Source organism: Flavobacterium bernardetii, assembly GCF_011305415.1.
GTDB classification, from domain to species: domain Bacteria; phylum Bacteroidota; class Bacteroidia; order Flavobacteriales; family Flavobacteriaceae; genus Flavobacterium; species Flavobacterium bernardetii.
On the sequence record NZ_JAANOQ010000003.1, the window covers coordinates 16339 to 38784 of the forward strand.

19 protein-coding genes and 1 tRNA gene are annotated in these 22446 nt (G+C 31.9%); 14 read left to right on the forward strand and 6 right to left on the reverse strand.

What is annotated here, in order from left to right:
- Positions 1–115: 115 nt before the first annotated feature.
- Positions 116–3799 (reverse strand): phosphoribosylformylglycinamidine synthase, encoded by a 3684-nt coding sequence (gene purL, locus G6N05_RS07035; RefSeq protein WP_166126065.1) that lies wholly within the window; start codon positions 3797–3799, stop codon positions 116–118.
- Positions 3800–3893: 94 nt separating this feature from the next.
- Positions 3894–5447, reverse strand: coding sequence for a hypothetical protein (locus G6N05_RS07040; RefSeq protein WP_166126067.1), 1554 nt, complete (start codon positions 5445–5447; stop codon positions 3894–3896).
- Positions 5448–5540: 93 nt separating this feature from the next.
- Here G6N05_RS07040 and G6N05_RS07045 point away from each other — a divergent pair, with 93 nt between their 5' ends.
- The 4 genes from G6N05_RS07045 to G6N05_RS07060 all read left to right on the forward strand — a co-directional run bounded on the left by G6N05_RS07045 (position 5541) and on the right by G6N05_RS07060 (position 7963).
- Positions 5541–5966: a PaaI family thioesterase gene (locus tag G6N05_RS07045; protein ID WP_166126069.1), complete on the forward strand. Its 426-nt coding sequence runs from the start codon at positions 5541–5543 to the stop codon at positions 5964–5966.
- Positions 5966–7036 carry an isochorismate synthase gene (locus G6N05_RS07050; RefSeq protein WP_166126071.1) on the forward strand — a complete coding sequence of 357 codons (1071 nt, stop codon included), beginning with the start codon at positions 5966–5968 and terminating at the stop codon, positions 7034–7036. The genes G6N05_RS07045 and G6N05_RS07050 overlap by 1 nt, the downstream gene beginning before the upstream one ends.
- 59 nt (positions 7037–7095) lie before the next feature.
- Positions 7096–7812, forward strand: a complete 717-nt coding sequence (gene bshB1, locus G6N05_RS07055; RefSeq protein ID WP_166126073.1) for a bacillithiol biosynthesis deacetylase BshB1 — start codon at positions 7096–7098, stop codon at positions 7810–7812.
- Between the two features lie 75 nt (positions 7813–7887).
- Positions 7888–7963 (forward strand) — tRNA-His (locus G6N05_RS07060).
- Positions 7964–8045: 82 nt separating this feature from the next.
- Here the strand turns inward: G6N05_RS07060 and G6N05_RS07065 are convergent.
- From G6N05_RS07065 to G6N05_RS07075, 3 genes are all read right to left on the reverse strand, one after another.
- Complete coding sequence (locus tag G6N05_RS07065) at positions 8046–9563, reverse strand: PepSY-associated TM helix domain-containing protein (RefSeq protein WP_166126075.1); 1518 nt, start codon at positions 9561–9563, stop codon at positions 8046–8048.
- Between the two features lie 2 nt (positions 9564–9565).
- Positions 9566–11707, reverse strand: coding sequence for a TonB-dependent receptor (locus G6N05_RS07070; protein ID WP_166126077.1), 2142 nt, complete (start codon positions 11705–11707; stop codon positions 9566–9568).
- Positions 11708–11843: 136 nt separating this feature from the next.
- Positions 11844–12146: a hypothetical protein gene (locus G6N05_RS07075; RefSeq protein ID WP_166126079.1), complete on the reverse strand. Its 303-nt coding sequence runs from the start codon at positions 12144–12146 to the stop codon at positions 11844–11846.
- 172 nt (positions 12147–12318) lie between these two features.
- Between G6N05_RS07075 and G6N05_RS07080 the strand changes: the two genes are divergently transcribed.
- Positions 12319–13221 carry a site-specific tyrosine recombinase gene (locus G6N05_RS07080; RefSeq protein WP_166126081.1) on the forward strand — a complete coding sequence of 301 codons (903 nt, stop codon included), beginning with the start codon at positions 12319–12321 and terminating at the stop codon, positions 13219–13221.
- 2 nt (positions 13222–13223) lie between these two features.
- Here the strand turns inward: G6N05_RS07080 and G6N05_RS07085 are convergent, their stop codons facing one another.
- Positions 13224–13931: a hypothetical protein gene (locus G6N05_RS07085; RefSeq protein ID WP_166126083.1), complete on the reverse strand. Its 708-nt coding sequence runs from the start codon at positions 13929–13931 to the stop codon at positions 13224–13226.
- Positions 13932–14277: 346 nt separating this feature from the next.
- On the opposite strand from G6N05_RS07085, the gene lpxD reads away from it, so the two are divergent.
- The 9 genes from lpxD to G6N05_RS07130 all read left to right on the forward strand — a co-directional run bounded on the left by lpxD (position 14278) and on the right by G6N05_RS07130 (position 22404).
- Positions 14278–15276: a UDP-3-O-(3-hydroxymyristoyl)glucosamine N-acyltransferase gene (gene lpxD, locus G6N05_RS07090; RefSeq protein WP_166126085.1), complete on the forward strand. Its 999-nt coding sequence runs from the start codon at positions 14278–14280 to the stop codon at positions 15274–15276.
- Positions 15277–15702: 426 nt separating this feature from the next.
- Complete coding sequence (locus G6N05_RS07095) at positions 15703–17094, forward strand: RtcB family protein (RefSeq protein ID WP_166126087.1); 1392 nt, start codon at positions 15703–15705, stop codon at positions 17092–17094.
- 1 nt (position 17095) lies between these two features.
- Complete coding sequence (prfH, locus tag G6N05_RS07100) at positions 17096–17788, forward strand: peptide chain release factor H (protein ID WP_166126089.1); 693 nt, start codon at positions 17096–17098, stop codon at positions 17786–17788.
- 148 nt (positions 17789–17936) lie between these two features.
- Positions 17937–18485, forward strand: a complete 549-nt coding sequence (locus G6N05_RS07105; RefSeq protein ID WP_166126091.1) for a hypothetical protein — start codon at positions 17937–17939, stop codon at positions 18483–18485.
- A 147-nt stretch (positions 18486–18632) separates the two neighbouring features.
- The gene (locus G6N05_RS07110; protein ID WP_166126092.1) at positions 18633–19547 is read left to right on the forward strand and encodes a phytanoyl-CoA dioxygenase family protein; all 915 of its coding nucleotides are present in this window, start codon (positions 18633–18635) and stop codon (positions 19545–19547) included.
- Between the two features lie 372 nt (positions 19548–19919).
- Positions 19920–20150, forward strand: coding sequence for a DUF2188 domain-containing protein (locus G6N05_RS07115; protein ID WP_166126094.1), 231 nt, complete (start codon positions 19920–19922; stop codon positions 20148–20150).
- Position 20151: 1 nt separating this feature from the next.
- Complete coding sequence (locus tag G6N05_RS07120; protein ID WP_166126096.1) at positions 20152–20769, forward strand: Cap15 family cyclic dinucleotide receptor domain-containing protein; 618 nt, start codon at positions 20152–20154, stop codon at positions 20767–20769.
- An 11-nt stretch (positions 20770–20780) separates the two neighbouring features.
- The gene (locus G6N05_RS07125; RefSeq protein ID WP_166126098.1) at positions 20781–21782 is read left to right on the forward strand and encodes a cyclic GMP-AMP synthase DncV-like nucleotidyltransferase; all 1002 of its coding nucleotides are present in this window, start codon (positions 20781–20783) and stop codon (positions 21780–21782) included.
- Entirely contained in the window at positions 21772–22404 is a 633-nt protein-coding gene (locus G6N05_RS07130; protein ID WP_166126099.1) for a hypothetical protein, read from the forward strand. Before G6N05_RS07125 ends, G6N05_RS07130 begins: the two co-directional genes overlap by 11 nt.
- Positions 22405–22446 lie beyond the last annotated feature (42 nt).

The following is a 22446-nucleotide window of genomic DNA, read 5'->3' on the forward strand; positions in this document are numbered from 1 at the left end:
CTCGAACTGACGAAAAATTCTTATCAGAAACTAATTACACCCAACGGGTTTTATATTATATAAAAAACAAAAAATCCATTTCGAAAAATGGATTTTTTGTAGTTATTTGTTTTTATTATTTTTTGTTTTCGATCCAATTTCTAGCATTTACAAATGCTTCTAACCAAGGAGTCACTTCGTCTTTCTGACCTCTTTCTGGATAATTAGCCCAGTTCCAAGGGAAAGTAGAACGCTCAATATGTGGCATTGTAACTAAATGTCTTCCAGTTGCATCACACATCATTGCCGTGTTGTAATCTGAACCATTAGGATTGGCCGGATAACCTTCGTAACCATATTTAGCTACAATGTTATAGTTTTCTTCCGATAATGGTAAATTAAATTTTCCTTCTCCATGCGAAATCCAAACTCCTAAAGTTGTTCCTTCTAAACTAGATAACATCACAGAATTATTCTTTTGAACTTTTACAGAAGTAAAGCCACTTTCGTGTTTATGTGAATCGTTATGTTTCATTTTTCCGTGAACTTCATGTTCTGGAGTAATCAATTCTAATTCCATCATTAACTGACAACCATTACAAATTCCAACAGAAAGTGTGTCTTCTCTTTTGAAGAAGTTTTTCAAGGCTGTATTTGCTTTTTCGTTGTATAAAAAGGCACCAGCCCAACCTTTTGCTGAACCTAAAACATCTGAATTCGAAAATCCACCAACGGCTCCAATAAATTGAATGTCATCTAAAGTTTCACGACCAGAAATTAAATCCGTCATGTGAACATCTTTCACATCAAAACCTGCTAAATACATAGCATTTGCCATTTCACGCTCAGAATTACTTCCCTTTTCACGAATGATTGCGGCTTTTGGTCGGTTTGTTGTAGAAGTCGGTGCTAATTTTCCATCAAAATGAGATGGGAATGTAAACTGTAAAGGTTGATTAGCGAAGTTTTCAAATCGCTCTAACGCTTTTCCGTTTTTAGTTTGTTTTTGATCTAATAAATACGAAGTTTCAAACCACGCTTTTCTATATTTTGAAACACTTAAATTGAAAGTGTCATCAAAGTTTGTAATAGAAACAGAATCCGAATTCGTTACTGTTCCGATATTGAAAATTTCAACTCCATTCGCTTTAAAAGTTGCTTCTACTTCAGCATCAGCTTGAAAAACTACCGCAATATTTTCAGAGAATAATAATTTAGTAGAATCATTTTCGTTAATTGAAGTTAAGTCGAAATTCGCACCTAAATTCACATCAGCAAAACACATTTCTAATAAAGTTGTGATTAAACCACCACTTCCAATATCGTGTCCCGCTTTGATTTTTCTCTCTTTAATTAAATCTTGTAACGTATTAAATGCATTTTTGAAGAAAGCAGCATTTTTGATCGTTGGCGTTTCATTTCCAACTTTATTTTGCGTTTGATTAAATGACGAACCACCTAATTTAAACGAATCTTGAGATAAGTTTAAATAGTAAATGTTTCCACCATTTCGTTGTAAAACAGGTTCTACCACTTTCGTAATATTCGAACAATTTCCAGCAGCTGAAATAATAACCGTTCCTGGCGCAATTACTTCATCATTAGGATATTTTTGCTTCATTGAAAGGGAATCTTTTCCTGTTGGGATGTTGATTCCTAATTCGATAGCGAAATCTGAACAAGCTTGAACCGCTTCATATAAACGAGCATCTTCACCTTCATTTTTACAAGCCCACATCCAGTTTGCTGATAACGAAACTGAATCTAAATTATCTTTTAAAGGCGCCCAAACTAAGTTAGAAAGCGATTCTGCAATAGCATTTCTTGTACCAGCAACTGGATCAATTAAAGACGAAATAGGAGCATGGCCAATTGAAGTGGCAATTCCTTCTTTTCCTTTAAAGTCTAAAGCCATTACACCAACATTATTCAAAGGCAATTGTAACGGTCCAACACATTGTTGTTTCGCCACTTTTCCACCAACACAACGGTCAACTTTGTTTGTTAACCAGTCTTTACAAGCTACAGCTTCAAGTTGTAAAACTTGCTCTAAATAGGTTGGAATTTCTTTTGAATTATATGCTGAATTGCTGTAATTTCTAGCAATTGTTTTGTCATTCATGATTGTTTTTGGCGAACTTCCGAAAAAGTCTTCCAAAGCATAATCCATTGGTTTTAAACCTGTAGATTTCGATTCGAATGTAAATCTGTGATCATTAGTTACCACTCCAACTTCATACATTGGAGAACGTTCTCTATCGGCAATTCTTTGTAAGATGTCCATGTCTTTCTCACCAATCACTAATCCCATTCTTTCTTGAGATTCGTTTCCGATAATTTCTTTAGCAGAAAGTGTTGGATCTCCAACTGGTAATTTATCTAAATCGATTAATCCACCAGTTTCTTCTACTAATTCTGATAAACAATTTAAGTGTCCACCCGCACCATGATCGTGAATAGAAACAATTGGATTGTTATCACTTTCCACTAAACCACGAATAGCATTCGCAGCACGTTTTTGCATTTCTGGATTAGAACGTTGGATCGCATTTAATTCAATTCCTGAACCAAAAGCTCCTGTGTCTGCTGATGAAACTGCCGCTCCACCCATTCCAATTCTATAATTTTCTCCACCAAGAATGACAATTTTATCACCTTCTTGTGGTTTCTTTTTAATCGCTTGATCTAATTTTCCGTACCCAATTCCACCTGCTTGCATGATAACTTTATCATAACCTAATTTTCTGCTCTTTGAAGCTGAGGCACTCGAAGCTTCTTCATGTTCGAAAGTTAAAACCGAACCAGTAATTAACGGTTGCCCAAATTTATTTCCAAAATCTGAAGCTCCGTTTGACGCTTTAATCAAAATATCCATTGGTGTTTGATACAACCAAGGACGTTCAGCCATCGCTTCTTCATGTTTACGATTGTCATTCAATCTTGAATACGAAGTCATGTAAACTGCTGTTCCTGCCAATGGTAAGGAACCTTGTCCACCTGCTAAACGGTCACGAATTTCTCCTCCAGAACCTGTTGCTGCTCCATTGAAAGGTTCAACAGTTGTTGGGAAATTATGTGTTTCTGCTTTTAAAGAAAGTACAGAATCAAATTCTTTTTCTTCGTAAAAATCAGGTTTGTCGGCGCTTTTTGGTGCGAATTGTGTCACTTTCGGACCTTTAACAAAAGCAACATTATCTTTATATGCCGAAACGATATCGTTAGGGTTTTCTTGAGATGTTTTTTTGATTAACTTGAATAATGATGTTGGTTTTTCTTCTCCATCAACTACAAAAGTTCCATTGAAAATTTTATGACGACAGTGTTCTGAATTGGCTTGTGAGAAAGCAAAAATTTCAGAATCCGTAAGTTTTCTGCCTAATTTGGTTGCTAAATTATCTAAATATTCTACTTCTTCTAAACTTAAAGCTAAACCTTCTTGCTTGTTGTACGCATTAATATCATCAATTTCTAAAATAGCTTCAGGTTGAATATTAATTGTGAAAATATCTTGATGTAATTCTGTGTATTTTTGAAGTAACATCGGATCAAAATCATTGAAATCAATCGATACTTTTTCGAATTCTTCGATTCTAATAATCCCTGAAATCCCCATGTTCTGAGTGATTTCAACCGCATTTGTACTCCATGGTGTAACCATAGCAGCACGTGGTCCTACGAAATTTTGAGAGATGGTTTTACTGTCAATTTGTTGTGTTTCTCCAAATAGCCAGTTTAGTTTTTGGATGTTTTCGGTAGAAATTTCAGATTGTGCTTGAACTGCAAATACTGTATTGCTTTGGTTTCCAAAGAAAAAAATCATTATGTTGAGTTGTTAGTTGTTTGTGGTGCAAAGTTAAACTTTCTTATTAAAGTATAAAAAAAAAGAGCGGTAAAAACCGCTCTAAATTTGAAATTTATGGTAAATATTCATAAGCTCCCATATCTGATGAGGTTGCCCTAGAATTTCCTAGAATATCAGCAAAAGTTGAAAAGCTTAAATTTGCGTTTCCAATTACTGATGAACCCAATAATATGTTAAGTTTGTTTTTATCCGTGTTTTTAAATTTTGGATTAAATGAGTTGGAGTTATTTGAAATTAAGCATCCCGTAAATAATGCAGAATTGTTAAAAGCATAAAGCGGATTACTTCCAAACTGATTATTAAAATCATTAAATCTAATTAAGCAATTATCGAATTTGTAATTAAATGTAGAGCCTGTTTTTTTAAGTACAATCCCTAAATTTGTTGAGCCATAAAAAATACAATTTTTAAAATCGGCTTTGTTTAAAGCATATAAACTATTTCCATCATAATCGTCCATAACCAAACAAGTTTGACTCGGAGAACTCCAATAATTGGCAAACGTACAATGTGTAAAATCGTAACTTCCACCGAAAGTGCAAGCTAAGCTGGCTTGTCCACAATTGTTAACGGCTATGTTTTTACCAATCATATTTCCCGTTCGGGCTAAAATTCCAACATTGGCACAATTATAAATTTGAACATTCGTCATATCAATAGTTGGAGTAGGAGTGCCATCATTTCCAGAGACTAACATACCAACTGTTGCATTTTTTATAGTTAAATTAGTAATGTTATTTGCTTTACTTCCAGGTAAAAACCAAACAGTTCCCCATTGTCCTGCTGCTTCTGCATAAATTGGTTCTAGTCTGTCACCTTCGAAAATCACTTCGTTGTTGACTAAAACTGACCCATCAGTGTTATAGGTGCTTAATCCGCCATTTATATCCAAACTCGCATCGTCAGCAACAATTAATCCTGAATTAGCATGAAAATGAACTTTCGCACCAGCATCTACGATTAAAGTCTCGTTTTCTGGAATTTTCGCATAGCCATAAACGACATAGGGTTTTGTATTAGTCCAATGTAATTCGTCACCATTAACAACGTCGGTATGACTTAAATTGGTTCCTGTTATGTTTACAGGATCGGTATTTGTCCCTAAATTAATTTGTTCGTAGGTGTAATTATTTGGACTGCCACTTCTTTCAGGATATATAAAAACGGCATCTTGAATTAAAGTCACCAGATTAACTTTTTGAAAATTTACGCCATTTCCAAACTGAATTTCATCTGTATATAAAAAATCAGTTGGATTCGCATCTGCAACATCTGAATTTACAGATATAAAAACATACATGCTATCTTTTGCCAAAAGTTCTACATTTTCGAATTCTTTTCCAGCCATACCATCAACCATTAATTGATAGTTAGAAGCTTGTCCTTTTCCTAATCTAACACTTGGTATTGAGATGTTTTTATCACTTTTATTATATACTTTCAAGGTGTAAGTACTTGAACCAATATTGGTAAAGACAGTATCTAAATACACGGTTTTTTTAGAGAATGATAAATCTCCAATACTCGATTCGAAATCAAGTTCGTTTCTACATGAAGTGAAACAAAAAGTAGCAATTAAACCAAGGAAAAGTATAAACTGACGCATAGTGTGTTAAATTTTATTTAAAACGAAAAAATCTTCGTTTTAGTATATTTTTATTCGAAATATAAATTTGTAACTTTGTAAAAATAACTATTTATGTTTAATAAAGAAAAGTTTTTAGCACTTTGTAAGCAATGGTCTAAAAACACCTTAATGGAAACGCTTGAAATTGAGTATATTGACGCTGGAGAAGATTTTTTAACTGCAAAAATGCCTGTGAATTCAAGAGTGCATCAACCCATGGGCTTACTTCACGGTGGCGCTACAGTTGCTTTAGCTGAAAGTGTAGGAAGTGCGGCTTCATTAATGTTTATTAATCCAGAAAAACAAGAAGTTCGTGGTATAGAAATCAGTGCCAATCATTTACGAAGTAAGCGTGAAGGAACAGTTTATTGTACAGCTAAAATTGTGCATAAAGGAGCTAGTATTCATTTATGGGAAATAAGAATTGTAGATGAAAAAGACAAATTAATTTCTCTATGTAAATTATCTAATATGGTATTATCAAGAAGAGAAAGATAATGAATGTATTAGAAAAAGCTACTTTCAGTTTTCAAAATCAATTGCCTTTTGTAGTTTATGCGAAGCCAAATGAAACAACTTTATGTGGTGTTTTTCCAAAAGATGCTGTTTTAAATGTATTTGAAAATCAAAGTGGATTTGTTTTTGCAAGTTTTTATAACGAAACCAATGTAGTTTTTCCTTTTTCTAATTCAGAAGTTTTTCAAGAAGAAATGAATCTTGTATCAGAGGAAAATTCAATTCAAATTGATTCTAAATCTGATGAAAAAGCTCAAATCTCTTTCGAAAATTTAGTCAGAAATGGCGTTTCAGAAATTGAAAAAGGAACTTTTGAAAAAGTCGTTTTATCCCGTAAAATAGAAGTTTCTCAATCCGTTGATGTTATAAAATCGTATCAAAATCTATTAAAAAAATACCCAACAGCTTTTAGATTTTTATGGTTTCATCCGAAAGTTGGTTTATGGATGGGCGCTACACCAGAACAATTAGCAAAAATTAAAAACAATACCTTTGAAACAGTTGCTTTAGCTGGTACACAAGTTTTTTCTGAAAATGTAATTTGGCAAGAAAAAGAAATTGTTGAACAGCAATTGGTAACAGATTATATTAAAAATCGAACAGAAAGTTTAGTTGAAGAGTTGAAAATTTCTGATTCGTACACACAAAAAGCTGGGAATTTAGTACATTTAAAATCGGATATTTCTGGAAAATTAAAACAAAATGTTTCAGAATTAGATGTGATAAACGCATTGCATCCAACATCTGCAGTTTGCGGAATGCCTTTAGAAAGTGCTAGAAATTTCATTTTAGAAAACGAAAACTATAATAGAAAATATTATGCTGGATTTTTAGGCGAATTTCAAATGCAAGAACAAACCAATTTATTTGTAAATTTGAGATGTTGTGAGTTTGTCAATTGCAATTCCAATGTCAATCTCAAAAATCAATGTAAAGTCAATATTTACGTCGGTTGCGGAATAACAAAAGACAGCCAAGCCGACAAAGAATTTATAGAAACAGAAAATAAAGCCAAAACAATATTAAATATATTAGTCAATAGTGAAAAGTGATTAGTAAATAGTTGTAATTAAACTTTTTACTTTTGCCTTTTTACTTGAATCTTTAAAATATGAAACTAGACATATTAGCATTCGGTGCACATCCAGATGATGTAGAATTAGGTTGTTCAGGCACAATTGCCAAAGAAATTTCTTTGGGTAAGAAAGTCGGAATTATCGATTTAACTCGTGGTGAATTAGGCACAAGGGGAACCGCACAAACTAGAGATGAAGAAGCTGCCGAAGCTGCGAAAATTTTAGGAGTTCCTGTTAGAGAAAATTTAAATTTCAGAGATGGCTTTTTCTTAAACGATGAAGCACATCAATTGGAGATTATCAAAATGATTCGCAAATATCAACCTGAAATTGTTTTGTGTAATGCGATTACGGATAGACATATCGACCACGGAAAAGGTAGTAAGTTGGTTAGCGACGCTTGTTTTTTATCAGGTTTATCAAAAATTGAAACGGAACTAAATGGCGAGAAACAAACGCATTTTCGACCAAAATTAGTGTATCATTACATTCAATGGCAAAACATCGAACCTGATTTTGTTGTAGATATTTCTGGTTTCATGGATGTAAAAATGGAATCGGTAAAAGCGTATAAAACACAATTTTACGATCCAAATTCTAACGAACCAACAACGCCAATTACGTCAAAAAACTTCTTAAATAGTATCGAATATCGCGCAATGGATTTAGGACGTTTAGTAGGAGTGGAACACGCCGAAGGTTTTACTGTTGAAAGATATTTGACAGTCAATAGTTTAGGGGATTTGTTGTAAAATTGTTGTAAAATTTATTAAATTTTCTTTGCAAGTTTCAAGTTTAGTCTTATATTTGCACCCGTATTCATACATGGTGGTTGTAGCTCAGCTGGTTAGAGCATCGGTTTGTGGTACCGAGGGTCGCCGGTTCGAACCCGGTCTTCCACCCAAAGCCTTACAGAAATGTAAGGCTTTTTTTTATGCCTAAAAAAAATCGTCCCGATTATATCGGGACGATTTTTTAGTTTTATTTACTTTCTCTTTAAGATTAGTAATCCCATAATACAAATTACTAAAATTGATAATGCAGTAAGTACGGTTACAAAATCTCGAATTGATTTTCCTGCCCATTCTAAATATAAAAATTTATGAAATAATGCAAAAGTATACCCTTCAGCTCTGTCATAATTATTGACTTTTGCTGCAATTCTGGATGTATTAGTTTCAATGAAGAAAGTATTGTTTTCTGGAGTATTATAAGCAATTTTGATAACTGGAAGTCTTTTGTTTACAAAACCATATTCTTTTTTATCAAAATCATTTAAAATAGCAACTTCTTTTTGATTGCTTTCCTCTAATAAATTACGATCTATAAATTGATGTTCTTTGTTTAATTCGGTAACTAAAAATTGAGCATATTTTACATCTAAATCTTCTGGTTTATTAAGTTGATTGATCTTGTAAAACGAAATGGTGTAACTTGGTTTTGGTTTGTTTTTTAAATCTTTATTGTCATTTTTTTCTATTTTTTTAGTGCTACTTCTTAAATATGTTTTGTTATTAAAATTGATCAAGCCAAAATTAATTTCTTCATTCCAATCTAAGTTCAATTTCTTAATATCAAAATCAATACTTTTTGTTTTGAAAATTGGCTCATAAACTAAAGACGTAATGGTGTTGGGTTCCCATTTTTTGATAATATGAAATAAGCCACTTAAAACAAAAGCAAACGTGAAAAAGGAGAATAAAAGCCCCAGTTTTCTATGATTTTTTCTAGCTTTTAGTTCACTTGTTGTCGTGTTTATCTTTTTAAATTGTTTCCAGAATAAACCATAAATAATTAAGCCGCTAAGAGCACTCAATAAAATTATTGATAAGGAAAAGCCAACTAAAATAATTCGGGCATATTCATTTGAAATTTTCTCTATAAAGGAGAAATTATGAAACGTGTCAAAAAACCAAATAAAAGCTTGACGCGATTTGGGATTAAAAGTTGCCAATTTACTAGATGCCGTTTCAACATAAATTTCCATTTCATCATTACGATTATAGGAAATTTTATGAACAGGTAAATATCTATTAATGTACTTGTATTGATTGTCAAATTCTGTTAAAACAATATGGTTTGAGACTTTACTAATACTATCATTTAAAAAATATCTAGATAACCATTCTGCATATAAATTGTCACCATTTTTAAGCAAATTGGACGTCTGTGTATTGAAATACATGAATTCATTTTTGCTGTTTTTAACTTGATAAAACTGTTGGTTTTTAAAACTAACAATTCGGAAGTTTTTAATAGAATTAATATTGTTCTTAGTTAAAACTTCTTTTAATGTAAAATTAATTTTTGTTGTATCAATTCTCTGATTTTCTAAATATTCTTTTGCTATTTCAGGTTTGAAAAAATGTGACATCATCGGATGCATAATTCCAGATAAACTCCAGAATATTACTGGAAGAATAGTGAAAAAAGCTAAATATTTATGATATTTATAAATATTTTGTTTCAATCTTTTTTTAAATTTTGAATCTTTCGTTCTCATAATTATTTCTTTAAATCAAAACTATATTGGAATCCAAACATAAAAGTTCTTGGAGCAGCTACTGTATATGTTGCTTGTGACGAACTTGCATTGCCTCGAGAAACATTATAAGCATATAATTTATCAGTCGCGTTTAAAACATTCGTAAACACCTCAAAGCTTCTCCATTTATAACCTAATCTCGAGTTAAAAATGGTGTAACCTTCATATTTTACAGTATTAATTTGATCTTGGAAATAACTTGAAACATACTGACATTCCACAGCAATTCTGAAGTTTGGAAACCAATTCGGTTTATAAGTAATTTCACTATTTCCTGACCATTTAGGAGCGGAAGGCATTTCAAATCCATCTAAGTTTTTAAGCGCATCTGTTGGTTTTGCCGACACATCAAATTTCACAAAAGTGTGTTGTGCGGTTGTTCCGCCAATTCTGAACTGAAATTGCTTACAAGGGTAATAATTCAATGAGAATTCTACACCTTTATGTCGGGTTTGTCCAGCCGATTGGTAATCGAAAGAATTATCTGCTTGACGGATATTTAACAACTCATTTTTACCATTTAATAAGTAAAAAGCGTAATCGATTGTTAATTTGTTTGGTATTAAATTCGCATAACCACCAATTTCATAGTTTCTGAATAAAGCTGGTTTTAAATTGTAATAAAAATCAGCTGGAATTCCCGTATTTCCTCCAGTTCCTGGTTTTAATCTGAAAATTGAAGTGACTCCTGGTGGCGTAAATCCTTCCGAATAATTGATGTAATAACCCACATTTTTATTGATGATAAAGTTTAATCCTCCTTTAAAAGTAGTGCTTTCATATTTCTGATTTCCGTTACTGTTGTTTAAATAATTGTTGTAACTCAAATCCATAATATCATGTCGCATTCCAAAAGTTAAAATTAAATCGTGATTTAATTTAGTTTTCGTTTGAATGTAGGCTGCAACATTTTTTACTTCCGAATCGTAATTGGCTAATTTCACGCCATTTTCGCCTAAATTTTCATAACTAGAAACCGTTTGTCCGCCAGGATTTATGTTGGCTTTTAAACTAATCTGATTCGAAAAATAAGTAATTGGAGAATAATCATATAAAAACCCAGCAACAGCTTCTGTTTTAAGGATATTTATGTTTTGAATTTGCTGAATTAAAGCGCCATAACTTTTAAAATTAATCGAATTAATCTCACCTTTTGCAATGATTTGTCCAGTTGTCCAACGAATTCCGTAAGCTGGATTTTGTCCTAATTTATTGTCTCTAAAATAAGTCGTAATGGAAGTTTTTGAGGTACTGTTCCATTCTTTTTCAAAAGTTAATTTGGTTCGTAAAGCTTCGGATTTTCTATAAGTAAAATTGGATTGACTTGTATAATTTCTATCATAAAATGTTTTTTCATTTACACTTCCAAACATATCTGAATAGTAATTTCCGTTAAAAATCGTACCAATTAACTTTGTTTTATTGTTAAACTGATAAACCAATTTCGCATTAATATTCGCTTTTTTATAATCAGAATAAGCCATCCATGAATCTTTCTGATCCGCATATAAACCAGCAATATGAACGCCCAATTTTCCAAAAGTGGTACTTCCAGAAGCAGCAATATTTCTATAACCAAATTGATCGGCCTGTAAGCCAATTTTAAAACTCGGATGCCAACTCGGATTAACCGAAATTAAATTGATAGAACCTCCAATAGCATCTGGTCCGTAAATAGATGAAGTTGGACCTTTGACCACTTCAATATTCTGTAAATTGAATTGATTAATTTCTAATAATGCATTATGATTAAAAATTCCTAACGGACGAATAGGTAAACCATCTTCTAAATATAAAAAGTAAGAGTTGGTGGTCATCGGTTGTCTAATTGCCATAGAATGTTGCTCATTTCCTAAGTTGACCATTATCGCACCTGGAACTTTATTAACCAATTCGTACATGGAAGTGGCTTTAGTTTCTTCAATTGTTTTTTTGGATAATTTATGAATGGCAACGGGCATTTCCGCCTTTTTTGTTTCAGTTTTATTAGCCGTTACAAACACTTCTTCAATAGTATTTGCAATGGTGTCGTTGCTTTTTGAGTTTTGCGCAACAACAAGGTTTCCTACTAAAAATAGTAAGATAATATAAATGTTTTTCATAGTAAAATTTAGCTAAAGCCATTATTTCTAAATGATTATAGCACAATATTATGTTTCAATAGAAAATTCTATTGAAAAGGATTAAAATTAAAATTCGATAAATACGTTTTAGAAATTAAACGTTAAAAATTTAATTTTAAGTAAGTGGTGGGTGAAAAATTCGATTTGTAAGGGTTGGAATTTCACTTTCGATATAAAATGAAAACAAAGATTTTGGATTTTGAAAATTGTAGAAAGTAAAGGTAAATTCAGGTTGAATAAATACCAATTCCATTTTTTCTTTATATGAAATAGGAAGGTTAGAGTCATTTTCTGTTTCTGAAACTTTCTTCAATTCTTTTTTCAAATGACAATGTCCGTTACAGGTATTTTCCTTTTCTTCTTTTTTCTCACAAAGCGTTTTGGCAATATAATCTTGATTTATTTTGAAACTAATCACAACGAAAAGATTGCTAATTGCTGGCAAAAAGAGTAAAAAACAGATGAATATGGAAATTGCTTTTTTCAGAATTGAAATTTTATGCAAAAATAGGCTATCAATGGAAATTAAAGAAACTTTATCGGGAAAAAATTACTTATTTTTGTTTCTGTATTAATTATCAGAATACTTAATGCCAAACTGGAATACGTACATAAAGGAATATCAAAATTATTTGCGATTGGAACGCGGATTGTCTCCAAATACAATTGAAAATTATAGTTTCGATATTGAAAAATTAGTAGGTTTTTTGTCTGAAAACAATATAGATGTTTCTCCAATTAAAATTACGGATGAACAAGTGCAGCAGTTTATTTACACCATTTCTACACAAGTTAATGCACGAAGTCAATCGAGAATCATTTCTGGATTAAAGAGTTTTTTCAATTATTTAATTTTCGAAGATTACCGAAAAGACACACCTTTAGAGTTAATTGAAGTCCCAAAAACAGGCAGAAAATTACCAGATACACTTTCAACCCAAGAAATCGATTTACTGATAAACGCGATAAACTTAACTTCAGCTGAAGGGGAACGCAACAAAGCAATGTTAGAAACCTTGTACAGCTGTGGTTTACGAGTGTCCGAATTGGTAACGTTAAAAATTTCCGATTTATTTTTCGAAGAAGGTTTTGTCAAAATTACTGGAAAAGGAAACAAACAACGTTTTGTTCCGATTGGCTTGCCCACACAGAAAATAATTCTGAATTACAAGAACTTTATCCGAACTCATTTGTCAATTCAAAAAGGACATGAAGATACTTTGTTTTTAAACAGAAGAGGAAAACAACTCACTCGCGCTATGATTTTTACAATTATTAAAGATTTAGCGGTAAAAATCGATTTAAAAAAGACGATATCTCCACATACTTTTCGTCATTCTTTTGCGACACATTTATTAGAAAATGGAGCCGATTTACGTTCTATACAATTGATGCTAGGTCACGAATCCATCACAACTACAGAAGTCTATATGCATTTAGATAGAAAATTCTTAGCAGATGTGATGGAGAGTTATCATCCAAGAGGAAAATAATATTAAAGTACTTTTTCTATTGAAAAACTTGTGGAAAGTGATTTTCCGGTTGAACCACTATTTTGGGATTTAAGTTTAGCATTTCTATTTGCACCAGTGATTGATGTATCATAATCGCTAAAAATTCTAAATCCATAAGTATGCCCTTTTTCTAATTGTAAATAATTTGAAATTCCAAAACTCTCGTTTCTTCCAGCTGTCATAGAAGCAATGTTGTTATCTCTGTGTTTAAATGTTCTTCTTAAAACCCAGTTATTATCTGTGAAATCCCAAAGTCCAATTAAAATATCTAAATCATAATCATCACTAGTATAGTCTCCAATATCAAAATCCATTGATATTTTATAATAACCAGTGAATAAAGGAGCATATCTTCCTGTTGTTCCATTGTATTCACTATTCACATCTATCAATTCATTGGATAAAATAATCTCTTTGAAGTTGTAATCTTGATCTAGTAAAATATCGGAATTTAGAAATCCGACAAATTTTGTTCCTGGTGCTGATGGATCAGAATAACTATTTACTAATGTTCCATCTGGTTTAGCGTAAACGACAACAGTTTTGCTATTTGGATTAGCTAAACCTCTAACTCTAACATCTCCATTTACATCTAACTCTTTTGTTGGGGTTGTGGTGTTAATTCCTACTTGAGAAAAACTGAATACTGGCAATAAGGCGAATACAAATGATAATTTAATTTTTTTCATTACTATTTTTAATATTATTAATTAAATAGTAAGTTGATTTTTGTAAACTTGGGGGTTTTACTTTGCAAAGGTCTCTTAAAAATAAATTTATTAATATTATTTCCGACGAACGCATCATTTAATCGGCAAACTGCATGTGTTCTATGTTTTGTTAGTTATAAGTCTCAATAAATATTTGTGAATTTTTAAAGTTATAATTGCGTGCTTTTTTTGTTTTTTTTGTACAAAAACGTTAAATAATTTTATATTAATTAGTTTTAGCGTAGATTGTGGAAAATATTTTAATTTTTTAACGAATTTTAAATTTTTAATCCATTCAAGCTACTACTAATTAACTTTAATTTAAATGAAGACTTATACGATTCAAGAAATAAACCACATTCTCAAAGGAGAAATTGTTGGAAATACAACCACTTCAATCACAGCTCCAGAACAATTAGCTGAAGCAAAAGATACAGAAATTTCTTTTATCGGAAATAAAAAATATGAAAAATTTTGGGCTACTTCAAACGCTTGTGCTGCTGTAGTTAATAATGATATTGCAATTGAACCAGGTGAAAATTGTGCGTTCATTAAAGTCGCTAATGCCGATTTAGCGATGTCGCAAGTTTTAGAAATGTTTGCACCAGATACACCTGTTTTTGCTGTAAATATTCATCCAACGGCAGTTATTGATGCTTCGGCAAGTATAGGGCACCATACAAAAATAGGAGCAGGAACGTATATTGGACCAAATGTACAAATTGGTGAAAACGTAATTATTTATCCAAACGTAACCATTTTAGACGAATCTACAATTGGCAATAACACCACAATTTGGTCGGGAACGGTTATTCGTGAGCGTTGTCATATCGGAAGTCATTGTATTTTACATCCAAATGCAACAATTGGTGCAGATGGTTTCGGATTTCGTCCTGATCCTGAAAAAGGATTAGTTAAAATTCCACAAATTGGAAATGTTATCATCGGAAATGGAGTTGAAATAGGAGCGAATTCTTGTGTAGATAGAGGGAAATTCAGTTCTACCATTTTAGGAGATGGCTGTAAAATAGATAATTTAGTACAAATTGGTCACAATAGTAAATTGGGTAAATTTTGTATTATGGCAGGAAATTCTGGTTTAGCCGGTTCTGTAACATTAGGAAATGGCGTAATTATTGGCGGAAGCGCTTCTATTAAAGACCACATCGTAATTGGAGATGGCGCTATTGTTGGTGCTGGTTCTGGTGTAGCTGCCGATATTCCTGCAGGAAAAGTGATGCTGGGTTATCCAGCAGTTGAAGCCAGAGATGCTTTGAAACAATGGGCGATTTTGAAAAGATTAGTTAGAGACGCTAATAAATAAAAATTATAAGAAAAATCGCAGTTTATTTTTGTGTTTAAATAATTGAAAATCAATTATTTAAAAAGTAAATGAAAAATAATTTCAAAAAAATCGTATTTTTTATTAGGAAAATTAAAAAAATAAGATAAATCTTTGTGTCAGAAAATTAATAACCTTTTAAACGAAGAAAAATGTTTGTATTTAAATCATTACCTCAAAGCTTTGCGTCAGTTGGAACTGATGTGGCTCTTCTTCGTGGCTTCACACAATCATAGATAAAACAACATATATGAAAAAGCCCGAAGACATTTAGTTTCGGGCTTTTTTTTGTGTATTCTAGAACCTTCAAAAACTTTCCCGGAACGTATTCAAAATAGTACAATGCGCTATAGCTATGCCTTTTTGGTAAGTCTATGCTCGTTGTTAGGAATCATTTTTAAAATAATCATGGGAAATAAACTCTCTGGGAAAGACTTAATTAAATTAGGCTTCCCAAAAAATAATGCCATAAACATTGCTTTAGGGCAAATAAATAGATATCGAAAAAGAGAAAAAAAGGAAAGTATTTTAACCGAAGCGAAACAAGTATTGCTACATCCAGAAAAATATAAAGGAGACGGTACTTGGGGAAAAGTCGCGGAAGGTTTAGTGAATCCAGTTCAAGTAAAATTCAACGAATTGAAAACGACTCGAGCTCCTTTTTCCATCTTTGGAGAAAACGAAATTGACGAACAAGCTAAGTTTCAATTGTATGACGCTTTAAAATTACCAATTTCAGTAAAAGGCGCTTTAATGCCCGATGCACATTACGGTTATGGATTGCCAATTGGCGGTGTTTTAGCTACAGATAATGCGGTTATTCCCTACGGAGTTGGAGTAGATATTGGTTGCAGAATGAGCTTATCGATTTTCGATTTGCCAGCGTCTTTTTTCAAAGGAAAAGACCATCAATTGCAAGCGATTTTGAAAGACAATACCAAATTTGGGATGAGTGAAACGCATAAAATAAAAGCCGATCACGAAGTGTTTTACAGAGACGAATTTAAAACGATTCCATTGGTAAAACAGTTGTTAGACAAAGCCTACAAACAATTAGGTTCCTCTGGTGGAGGAAATCATTTTGTGGAATTCGGAATTGTGAAATTAGACAATCCGTTACCGGAATGGAAGTTGGAAGCTAAAGAATACGTAGCGGTTTTATCACACAGTGGTTCCCGCGGATTGGGTGCGAATATTGCCAAACATTACACGTATTTGGCAAGCAAACAATGTCCGTTACCCAAAAATGTACAGCATTTAGCTTGGTTGGATTTGAATACACATGACGGTCAAGAATATTGGATGGCTATGAATTTAGCGGGTGAGTATGCCAAAGCTTGTCATGAAGACATTCACAGAAGATTGGCTAAAGCCTTAGGAAAACGTATTGCGGTAACTATTGAAAACCATCACAATTTTGCTTGGAAAGAAATGGTTGATGGCAAAGAATGTATTGTGCATCGAAAAGGAGCAACGCCAGCAGCTAAAGGACAATTGGGAATTATTCCCGGTTCGATGACGGCGCCAGGATTTATTGTGATGGGTAAAGGAAACGAAGACAGTTTACAATCGGCTTCACATGGAGCTGGACGATTGTTTTCAAGAGCGAAATGCAAAACCACTTTTACTCAAAGTCAGATTAATAAAGTGTTGAAAGATAACGACGTGACTTTAATCGGCGGCAATATTGACGAAGCACCGATGGCGTATAAAAACATCAATACGGTGATGAATTTGCAAACCGAATTAGTAGATGTGTTAGGAACTTTCACACCGAAAATTGTTAGAATGGACCGATAAGATGGAAAAGATAATTCAAATTACATCGGGTAGAGGACCTGCAGAATGTACTTGGGTGGTGGCTCAAGTCTTGAAAAAAGTGTTGCAAGAAGCAGAAGCTTTAGGTTTAGTAACGACTGTCTTGCAACGCGAAGTAGGATCTGAAAATGGAACTGTCGCTTCGGCAATGGTCCAAATTATTGGAAAAGATGCTACTGAATTTACGGATTCATGGGTTGGAACCATTCAATGGATTGGGAAAAGTACGTTTAGAAAATTTCACAAACGCAGTAATTGGTTTATTGGGATTTTCGAAGTAGATGCGATTGAATCTCGTGCTTTTTCTGAAAAAGACATTCAGTATCAAGCGATGCGAAGTTCTGGAGCTGGTGGACAACACGTAAATAAAGTGAGTTCGGCCATTCGGGCGACACATTTGCCAACTGGAATTAGTGTGGTGAGTATGGATTCGCGTTCGCAACATCAGAATAAGAAATTGGCGACCGAGCGTTTGCTAGTGAAGCTAAACGAAGCCCAATTGAATCTTTTGAAACAACAATTTCAAAGTCAGTGGACCAATCAATTAGCAGTGGAACGTGGGAATCCGATTCGAACTTTTGAAGGTTCCGATTTTAAGAAACTCAAAGTAGAAAAGAAATTTAAAGCTGTACGACAGCAATTAAAAAACGAATTAAATAAATTTAAAAACACATAGGCACATAGGTTTAAATCTTAAAACTATCTGAAAATAAGAAAGCAGATTTAACTGATTTTTGCTGATTTTGGATGGTTTGATATGCTTCGCATATTCTGATTTACACGGATTAAAAACTGTGTGTAATTAAATTTAAAAAACAAATATCATGAAAAACATAGATAAATACTTATTTCAAGCCTTGGATAATTATCCGTATTGGTTGGAAGGAACTTCGGAAGCTTTGGATTACGCCTTGTCTTACGATGCGAAAAACACAACCGCTTTGTGTTTGTATGCCCGAATAGAAGCAGAGCAATTGCAAAACTATGAAGCAGCAAAAACGTATTTTCAAGAAGCTTTGGCGATTAATATGGATGCCGTAGCGGTATATCCGTATTATTTGGAAACCTTGCTTTTGAATGAAGATTACGAAGAAGCTGCCAAGTTAATTGACTTCGCCTTAACTATTAAAGGTATTAACAAAATGGCAATTTTATTAAAAAAAGTACACTTATTAGAACGCCAACAAGATATTAAAGGCGCAATAAAATTAATGAAAGAAGTAAAATTAGCTTCTTTTGCTAACGACACGTACGAAATCGACGAAGTAGCCAACAGGTTAAATACCAAAAAGGATTTACTTAAGCCAAAGAAAAAATCAAAGAAAAAGAAAACCGAGAAAAAGAAATCGGAGAAAAAAGGCAAGAAGAAATAAGAAAACCAGCTTTAGGGCTGGTTTTTTGTATTGTTATATTTTTGATACTTTTAGTTTTATGACTAAAAATTAGCGTTTCAAAGCATCTTTATGCATAGCAATTTATCAATTCGTTACATTTGATAGAAAGCTTAAAATAAACTACCAATGGCAACCAATCAATTACTAGTTTCTTTTAGAAATAGGGCATTAGGCGATAAAAAAGAAACTCAAACAACAACCAGTTGGACAGAAGAAATAGAATATTTATATAAAAGCGGCGTGGGAATTGATGAAGCGTTGAAGTATTTGTATTTTGAAAAACCATCTGTAGAAGCTTTTGAGAGTTGGGTGAACCAAAAACAAACTTTTTTTGTGCCATCCGTTGCACAAGAAGCCTTAGTTTTTAGTGAGGAAGAGTTGCAGTTTTTTAAAACCAATGGTTATGTTGTGTTACCTAATGCCATTCCAAAAACGGATTGTTTGGCGACACAACAGATTATTTGGGAATTTTTAGAAATGCATCCAGATCAATCGGACACTTGGTATAAAAATCATCCTGAACAACGCGGAATGATGCTTAATTTTTTTGATCACCCTTTATTAGAAAAGAACAGAGCTTCGAGTAAAATAAGAAAAGCTTTTGAGCAATTGTATCAGTCGGAAAATATTTATAAAACGATAGATAAAGTGAGTTTTAATCCGCCTATTACTCCAAATTATTCTTTCAAAGGAAGTGATTTACATTGGGATGTGAGCTTACAATTGCCCATTCCATTTCGATTACAAGGATTGATTTACTTATCAGATTGTGGACTAAAAGATGGCGCGTTTCATTGTGTACCGGGTTTTCATAATCAAATTACTGCATGGATGCAACAAGTTCCTGAAGGTGTGCATCCAAGAGCTCATGCTTTAGAAACATTAGTACCTCAAGCGATTAAGGCTTATGCTGGCGATATGGTAATTTGGCAACAAGCCTTACCACATTGCGCGACTCCAAATTACGGCACTTCACCAAGAATGGTGCAATATTTAAGTTATATCAGTGAAACGTACGAAGAAGCTAAAGTGTGGATTTGAGTTGGAGAAGTTAAAATAGGTTATAATGTCTTTTTGTCAGATGTGTCATTTTTTTTGTAAGAATATGACAGACGAAATACAAGCAATATCGTTGAAATACATACTGACTGTCAATATGATAAATATTTTATTTGTGATATATTTTGTAGTGTATTTTGGCACAATTTGTGCAATAAAAGAAAAGAGTCCAAGAATTGGCGTTCGGTGGACTCTTATTGATTTTATTTCTAAAAACGACCTCAAAAGCAAGGATGAGGTTGTTTTTCTTTGAAGGTGCAAAAGTATTCTATTTTTTCTTTCCTACAAACTTTTTTCTGGTTTTCTTCTCGGAACATAGCGCCGAATGCTATATAATTAAATTTTATTAAAAGAATGGAAAGTTTTCATTTAGTCCATGAGGATGGTAAGTACAAATTAAAAAGAGAAGATGCTGAAAGAGCATCGAAAGTAATTGATTCTAATAAGCAAGACGCTATTAAACAATCAAAAGAATTTATTCAAAATCAAGGAGGTGGTTCTTTGAAAATTCACAAAAATGAAGGTGGATTTCAAGAAGAGAGAACTTACCCTAAGTCTAATGACCCGAGAAAAAGTAAAGGATAATATGGAAAAAGATTATTTTAAATATTATAAGCCTAATTTTTTAATTTATTTAATTGTTGGCTTATTTGTTCTAATTTATAGTATAAAGAAAGAATTTGTTTTATCTATTTCAATCACTAGTCTTCTGTCTGTAATAATATTTTTTATTACTCAATATTTTTGGAAGTATTCACCTTTTAAATATTTTTTTTGGATTGAAGATTTTTCTGGAAGATATGAAGGAAAAATAATCTATCAATATAATGATGAAAATGGAAATTTAAAAATAGGTGTATTAAATCATGTTAAAATAATAAGCCAAAGTGGTTCAAGAATTACTGTGTATTCTTTTACTATTAAGTCTGATGGTAAAAAATCTTCACTTTCTGTAAATAAAGGAATGTATGTTGAAAAAACTGAAGATGAAAAACATTTTAGATTGATTTATAATTATTTAAATGAAGGTAGTCTTGAACAAGATTTTTCTCCACATTATGGAACTGAGATTATAAAGATAATAAAAAAAGGGGATGATAAAATTATTGAGGGAAACTATTATACTGATAGAAAACCTTTTCAAACCAAAGGTAGGTTTGAAGAAATGAAATGGATTAGTAATGATGATAATCACGAATTTTAAAAAATAAAAAAATGGCAACTTTAAATAAAGAATTTATAGAATTTGATAAAGAAATTAAGCTTAATGAAAATAAGAAGCTTGATTTAAAAACGAGTAAAAAAAATATAAGGAAAAATATTCAAAAATGGTTTAATGAAAATAAACCTAATGAAATACAACCAAAATTTCATGGACAGGGTTCTTTTGAAATGAATACTGGAAATAATCCGATAATCGAATATGATAATGAAGGAAACAAAATTTATAAATATGATTTAGATTATGGAGTTTATTTTATTGAAAAAGAAGGAGAGGATAATAAAAAAAATATAGACACATGGCATGATTGGGTATATCAATCTGTTGAAAATTATACCAGTCAAAAGTCTATTCGTAAAAATACTTGTATTAGGGTTATATTTGCTGATGGTCACCATATCGATTTGCCTATCTATTATAAATTAGGAGATGTTATAGAAATTGCACATCGTTCTAAAGGATGGTGTTTGAGTGATCCAAAATTGTTTTATGAATGGTTTAACGATGAAAAAAAGAAAAAAAACAGATTAGAATCTATTGTAAGATGTTTGAAGGCATGGAAGAACTTTAGAGATTTGAATAATACAAATTTAAAATTACCTAGTGGTTTTGAGTTAACCATTTTAGCTACTAACAACTATGTTGATAAGGATAATTTGGATGATTCTTTTAGAGAAACAGTTAGAGCAATTTTAGTTGAATTAATGAGAAAATTCGAATGTTTAAGACCTACTACACCTAAAGCAGAAAATGTTTTTGAGTCTTATTCTCAAACTAGGAAAAATGATTTTTTAAATGTTTTAGAGAGTTTGTTAAGTGACTGTGATAGAGCAAAGGAAGAAAAAAATTATAAAAAAGCTACTGAGAGACTTAGAGATTTTCAATTTGGATATAGATTTCCGTTTGGTAATGATGAAGATGAGGAAACGCAAAGTAATAAATTGTATAGTGCTTTGGGAAGTTCAATGATAACTCCGAAACCTTATGGGTATTGAAAATCAAGTAAAAGAAGTTTTAAACTTATTTAAAGATTTAGTTTTTTTTGAAGAAGAAAAAAAAATTGGTGGAAAAATTTATGTATTAAATGACGATTATTATGAAATTGAAATACAAATTCAAGATTTCCCTAGTTCATTTCCAATAGTTAAAGAAACTTTAACAAGAATACCTGTAAAAGCTGATAGACATGTTTATATTGATACTGGAAGTTTATGTTTTACTACAAAAGCGATTGCAGATATTTTATTAAAGAGTAAAATAAAAACTTTAAAAGACTTTATTGTTAATGTTTTAATCCCTTATTTGAGGAATAATTCTTATTATGAAATACATGGCAAATATTTTGAAAATGAATATTCGCATGGTGTATTAGGTATTATAGAATCTTATAAGGATATATTAAAGATTAATGGAGAATATAGTATTGCAAAAATAATGTTAGATAGAATTGAAAATCGTAATATTAAATTTAAAGACAATTGTTATTGTGGTTCTAATTTTACTTTAAAAAAATGTTCTAACGGAAAACATGATAAAGCGTATAGGGAATTTAAATTTATCAATAAAGAAACTTTGACAAGGGATTTAATGCAAATGATTGAATTTTTAAAAAAGTAAATAAAAACACCAACATTTCTGTTGGTGTTTTTTATTTATAAT

What these genes read in the sequence shown, in the direction of transcription:
- purL (WP_166126065.1), bottom strand. Translation starts at nt 3,799, where the DNA reads ATGATTTTTTTCTTTGGAAACCAAAGCAATACAGTATTTGCAGTTCAA.
- G6N05_RS07040 (WP_166126067.1), bottom strand. Translation starts at nt 5,447, where the DNA reads ATGCGTCAGTTTATACTTTTCCTTGGTTTAATTGCTACTTTTTGTTTC.
- G6N05_RS07045 (WP_166126069.1), top strand. Translation starts at nt 5,541, where the DNA reads ATGTTTAATAAAGAAAAGTTTTTAGCACTTTGTAAGCAATGGTCTAAA.
- G6N05_RS07050 (WP_166126071.1), top strand. Translation starts at nt 5,966, where the DNA reads ATGAATGTATTAGAAAAAGCTACTTTCAGTTTTCAAAATCAATTGCCT.
- bshB1 (WP_166126073.1), top strand. Translation starts at nt 7,096, where the DNA reads ATGAAACTAGACATATTAGCATTCGGTGCACATCCAGATGATGTAGAA.
- G6N05_RS07065 (WP_166126075.1), bottom strand. Translation starts at nt 9,563, where the DNA reads ATGAGAACGAAAGATTCAAAATTTAAAAAAAGATTGAAACAAAATATT.
- G6N05_RS07070 (WP_166126077.1), bottom strand. Translation starts at nt 11,707, where the DNA reads ATGAAAAACATTTATATTATCTTACTATTTTTAGTAGGAAACCTTGTT.
- G6N05_RS07080 (WP_166126081.1), top strand. Translation starts at nt 12,319, where the DNA reads ATGCCAAACTGGAATACGTACATAAAGGAATATCAAAATTATTTGCGA.
- G6N05_RS07085 (WP_166126083.1), bottom strand. Translation starts at nt 13,931, where the DNA reads ATGAAAAAAATTAAATTATCATTTGTATTCGCCTTATTGCCAGTATTC.
- lpxD (WP_166126085.1), top strand. Translation starts at nt 14,278, where the DNA reads ATGAAGACTTATACGATTCAAGAAATAAACCACATTCTCAAAGGAGAA.
- G6N05_RS07095 (WP_166126087.1), top strand. Translation starts at nt 15,703, where the DNA reads ATGGGAAATAAACTCTCTGGGAAAGACTTAATTAAATTAGGCTTCCCA.
- prfH (WP_166126089.1), top strand. Translation starts at nt 17,096, where the DNA reads ATGGAAAAGATAATTCAAATTACATCGGGTAGAGGACCTGCAGAATGT.
- G6N05_RS07105 (WP_166126091.1), top strand. Translation starts at nt 17,937, where the DNA reads ATGAAAAACATAGATAAATACTTATTTCAAGCCTTGGATAATTATCCG.
- G6N05_RS07110 (WP_166126092.1), top strand. Translation starts at nt 18,633, where the DNA reads ATGGCAACCAATCAATTACTAGTTTCTTTTAGAAATAGGGCATTAGGC.
- G6N05_RS07115 (WP_166126094.1), top strand. Translation starts at nt 19,920, where the DNA reads ATGGAAAGTTTTCATTTAGTCCATGAGGATGGTAAGTACAAATTAAAA.
- G6N05_RS07120 (WP_166126096.1), top strand. Translation starts at nt 20,152, where the DNA reads ATGGAAAAAGATTATTTTAAATATTATAAGCCTAATTTTTTAATTTAT.
- G6N05_RS07125 (WP_166126098.1), top strand. Translation starts at nt 20,781, where the DNA reads ATGGCAACTTTAAATAAAGAATTTATAGAATTTGATAAAGAAATTAAG.
- G6N05_RS07130 (WP_166126099.1), top strand. Translation starts at nt 21,772, where the DNA reads ATGGGTATTGAAAATCAAGTAAAAGAAGTTTTAAACTTATTTAAAGAT.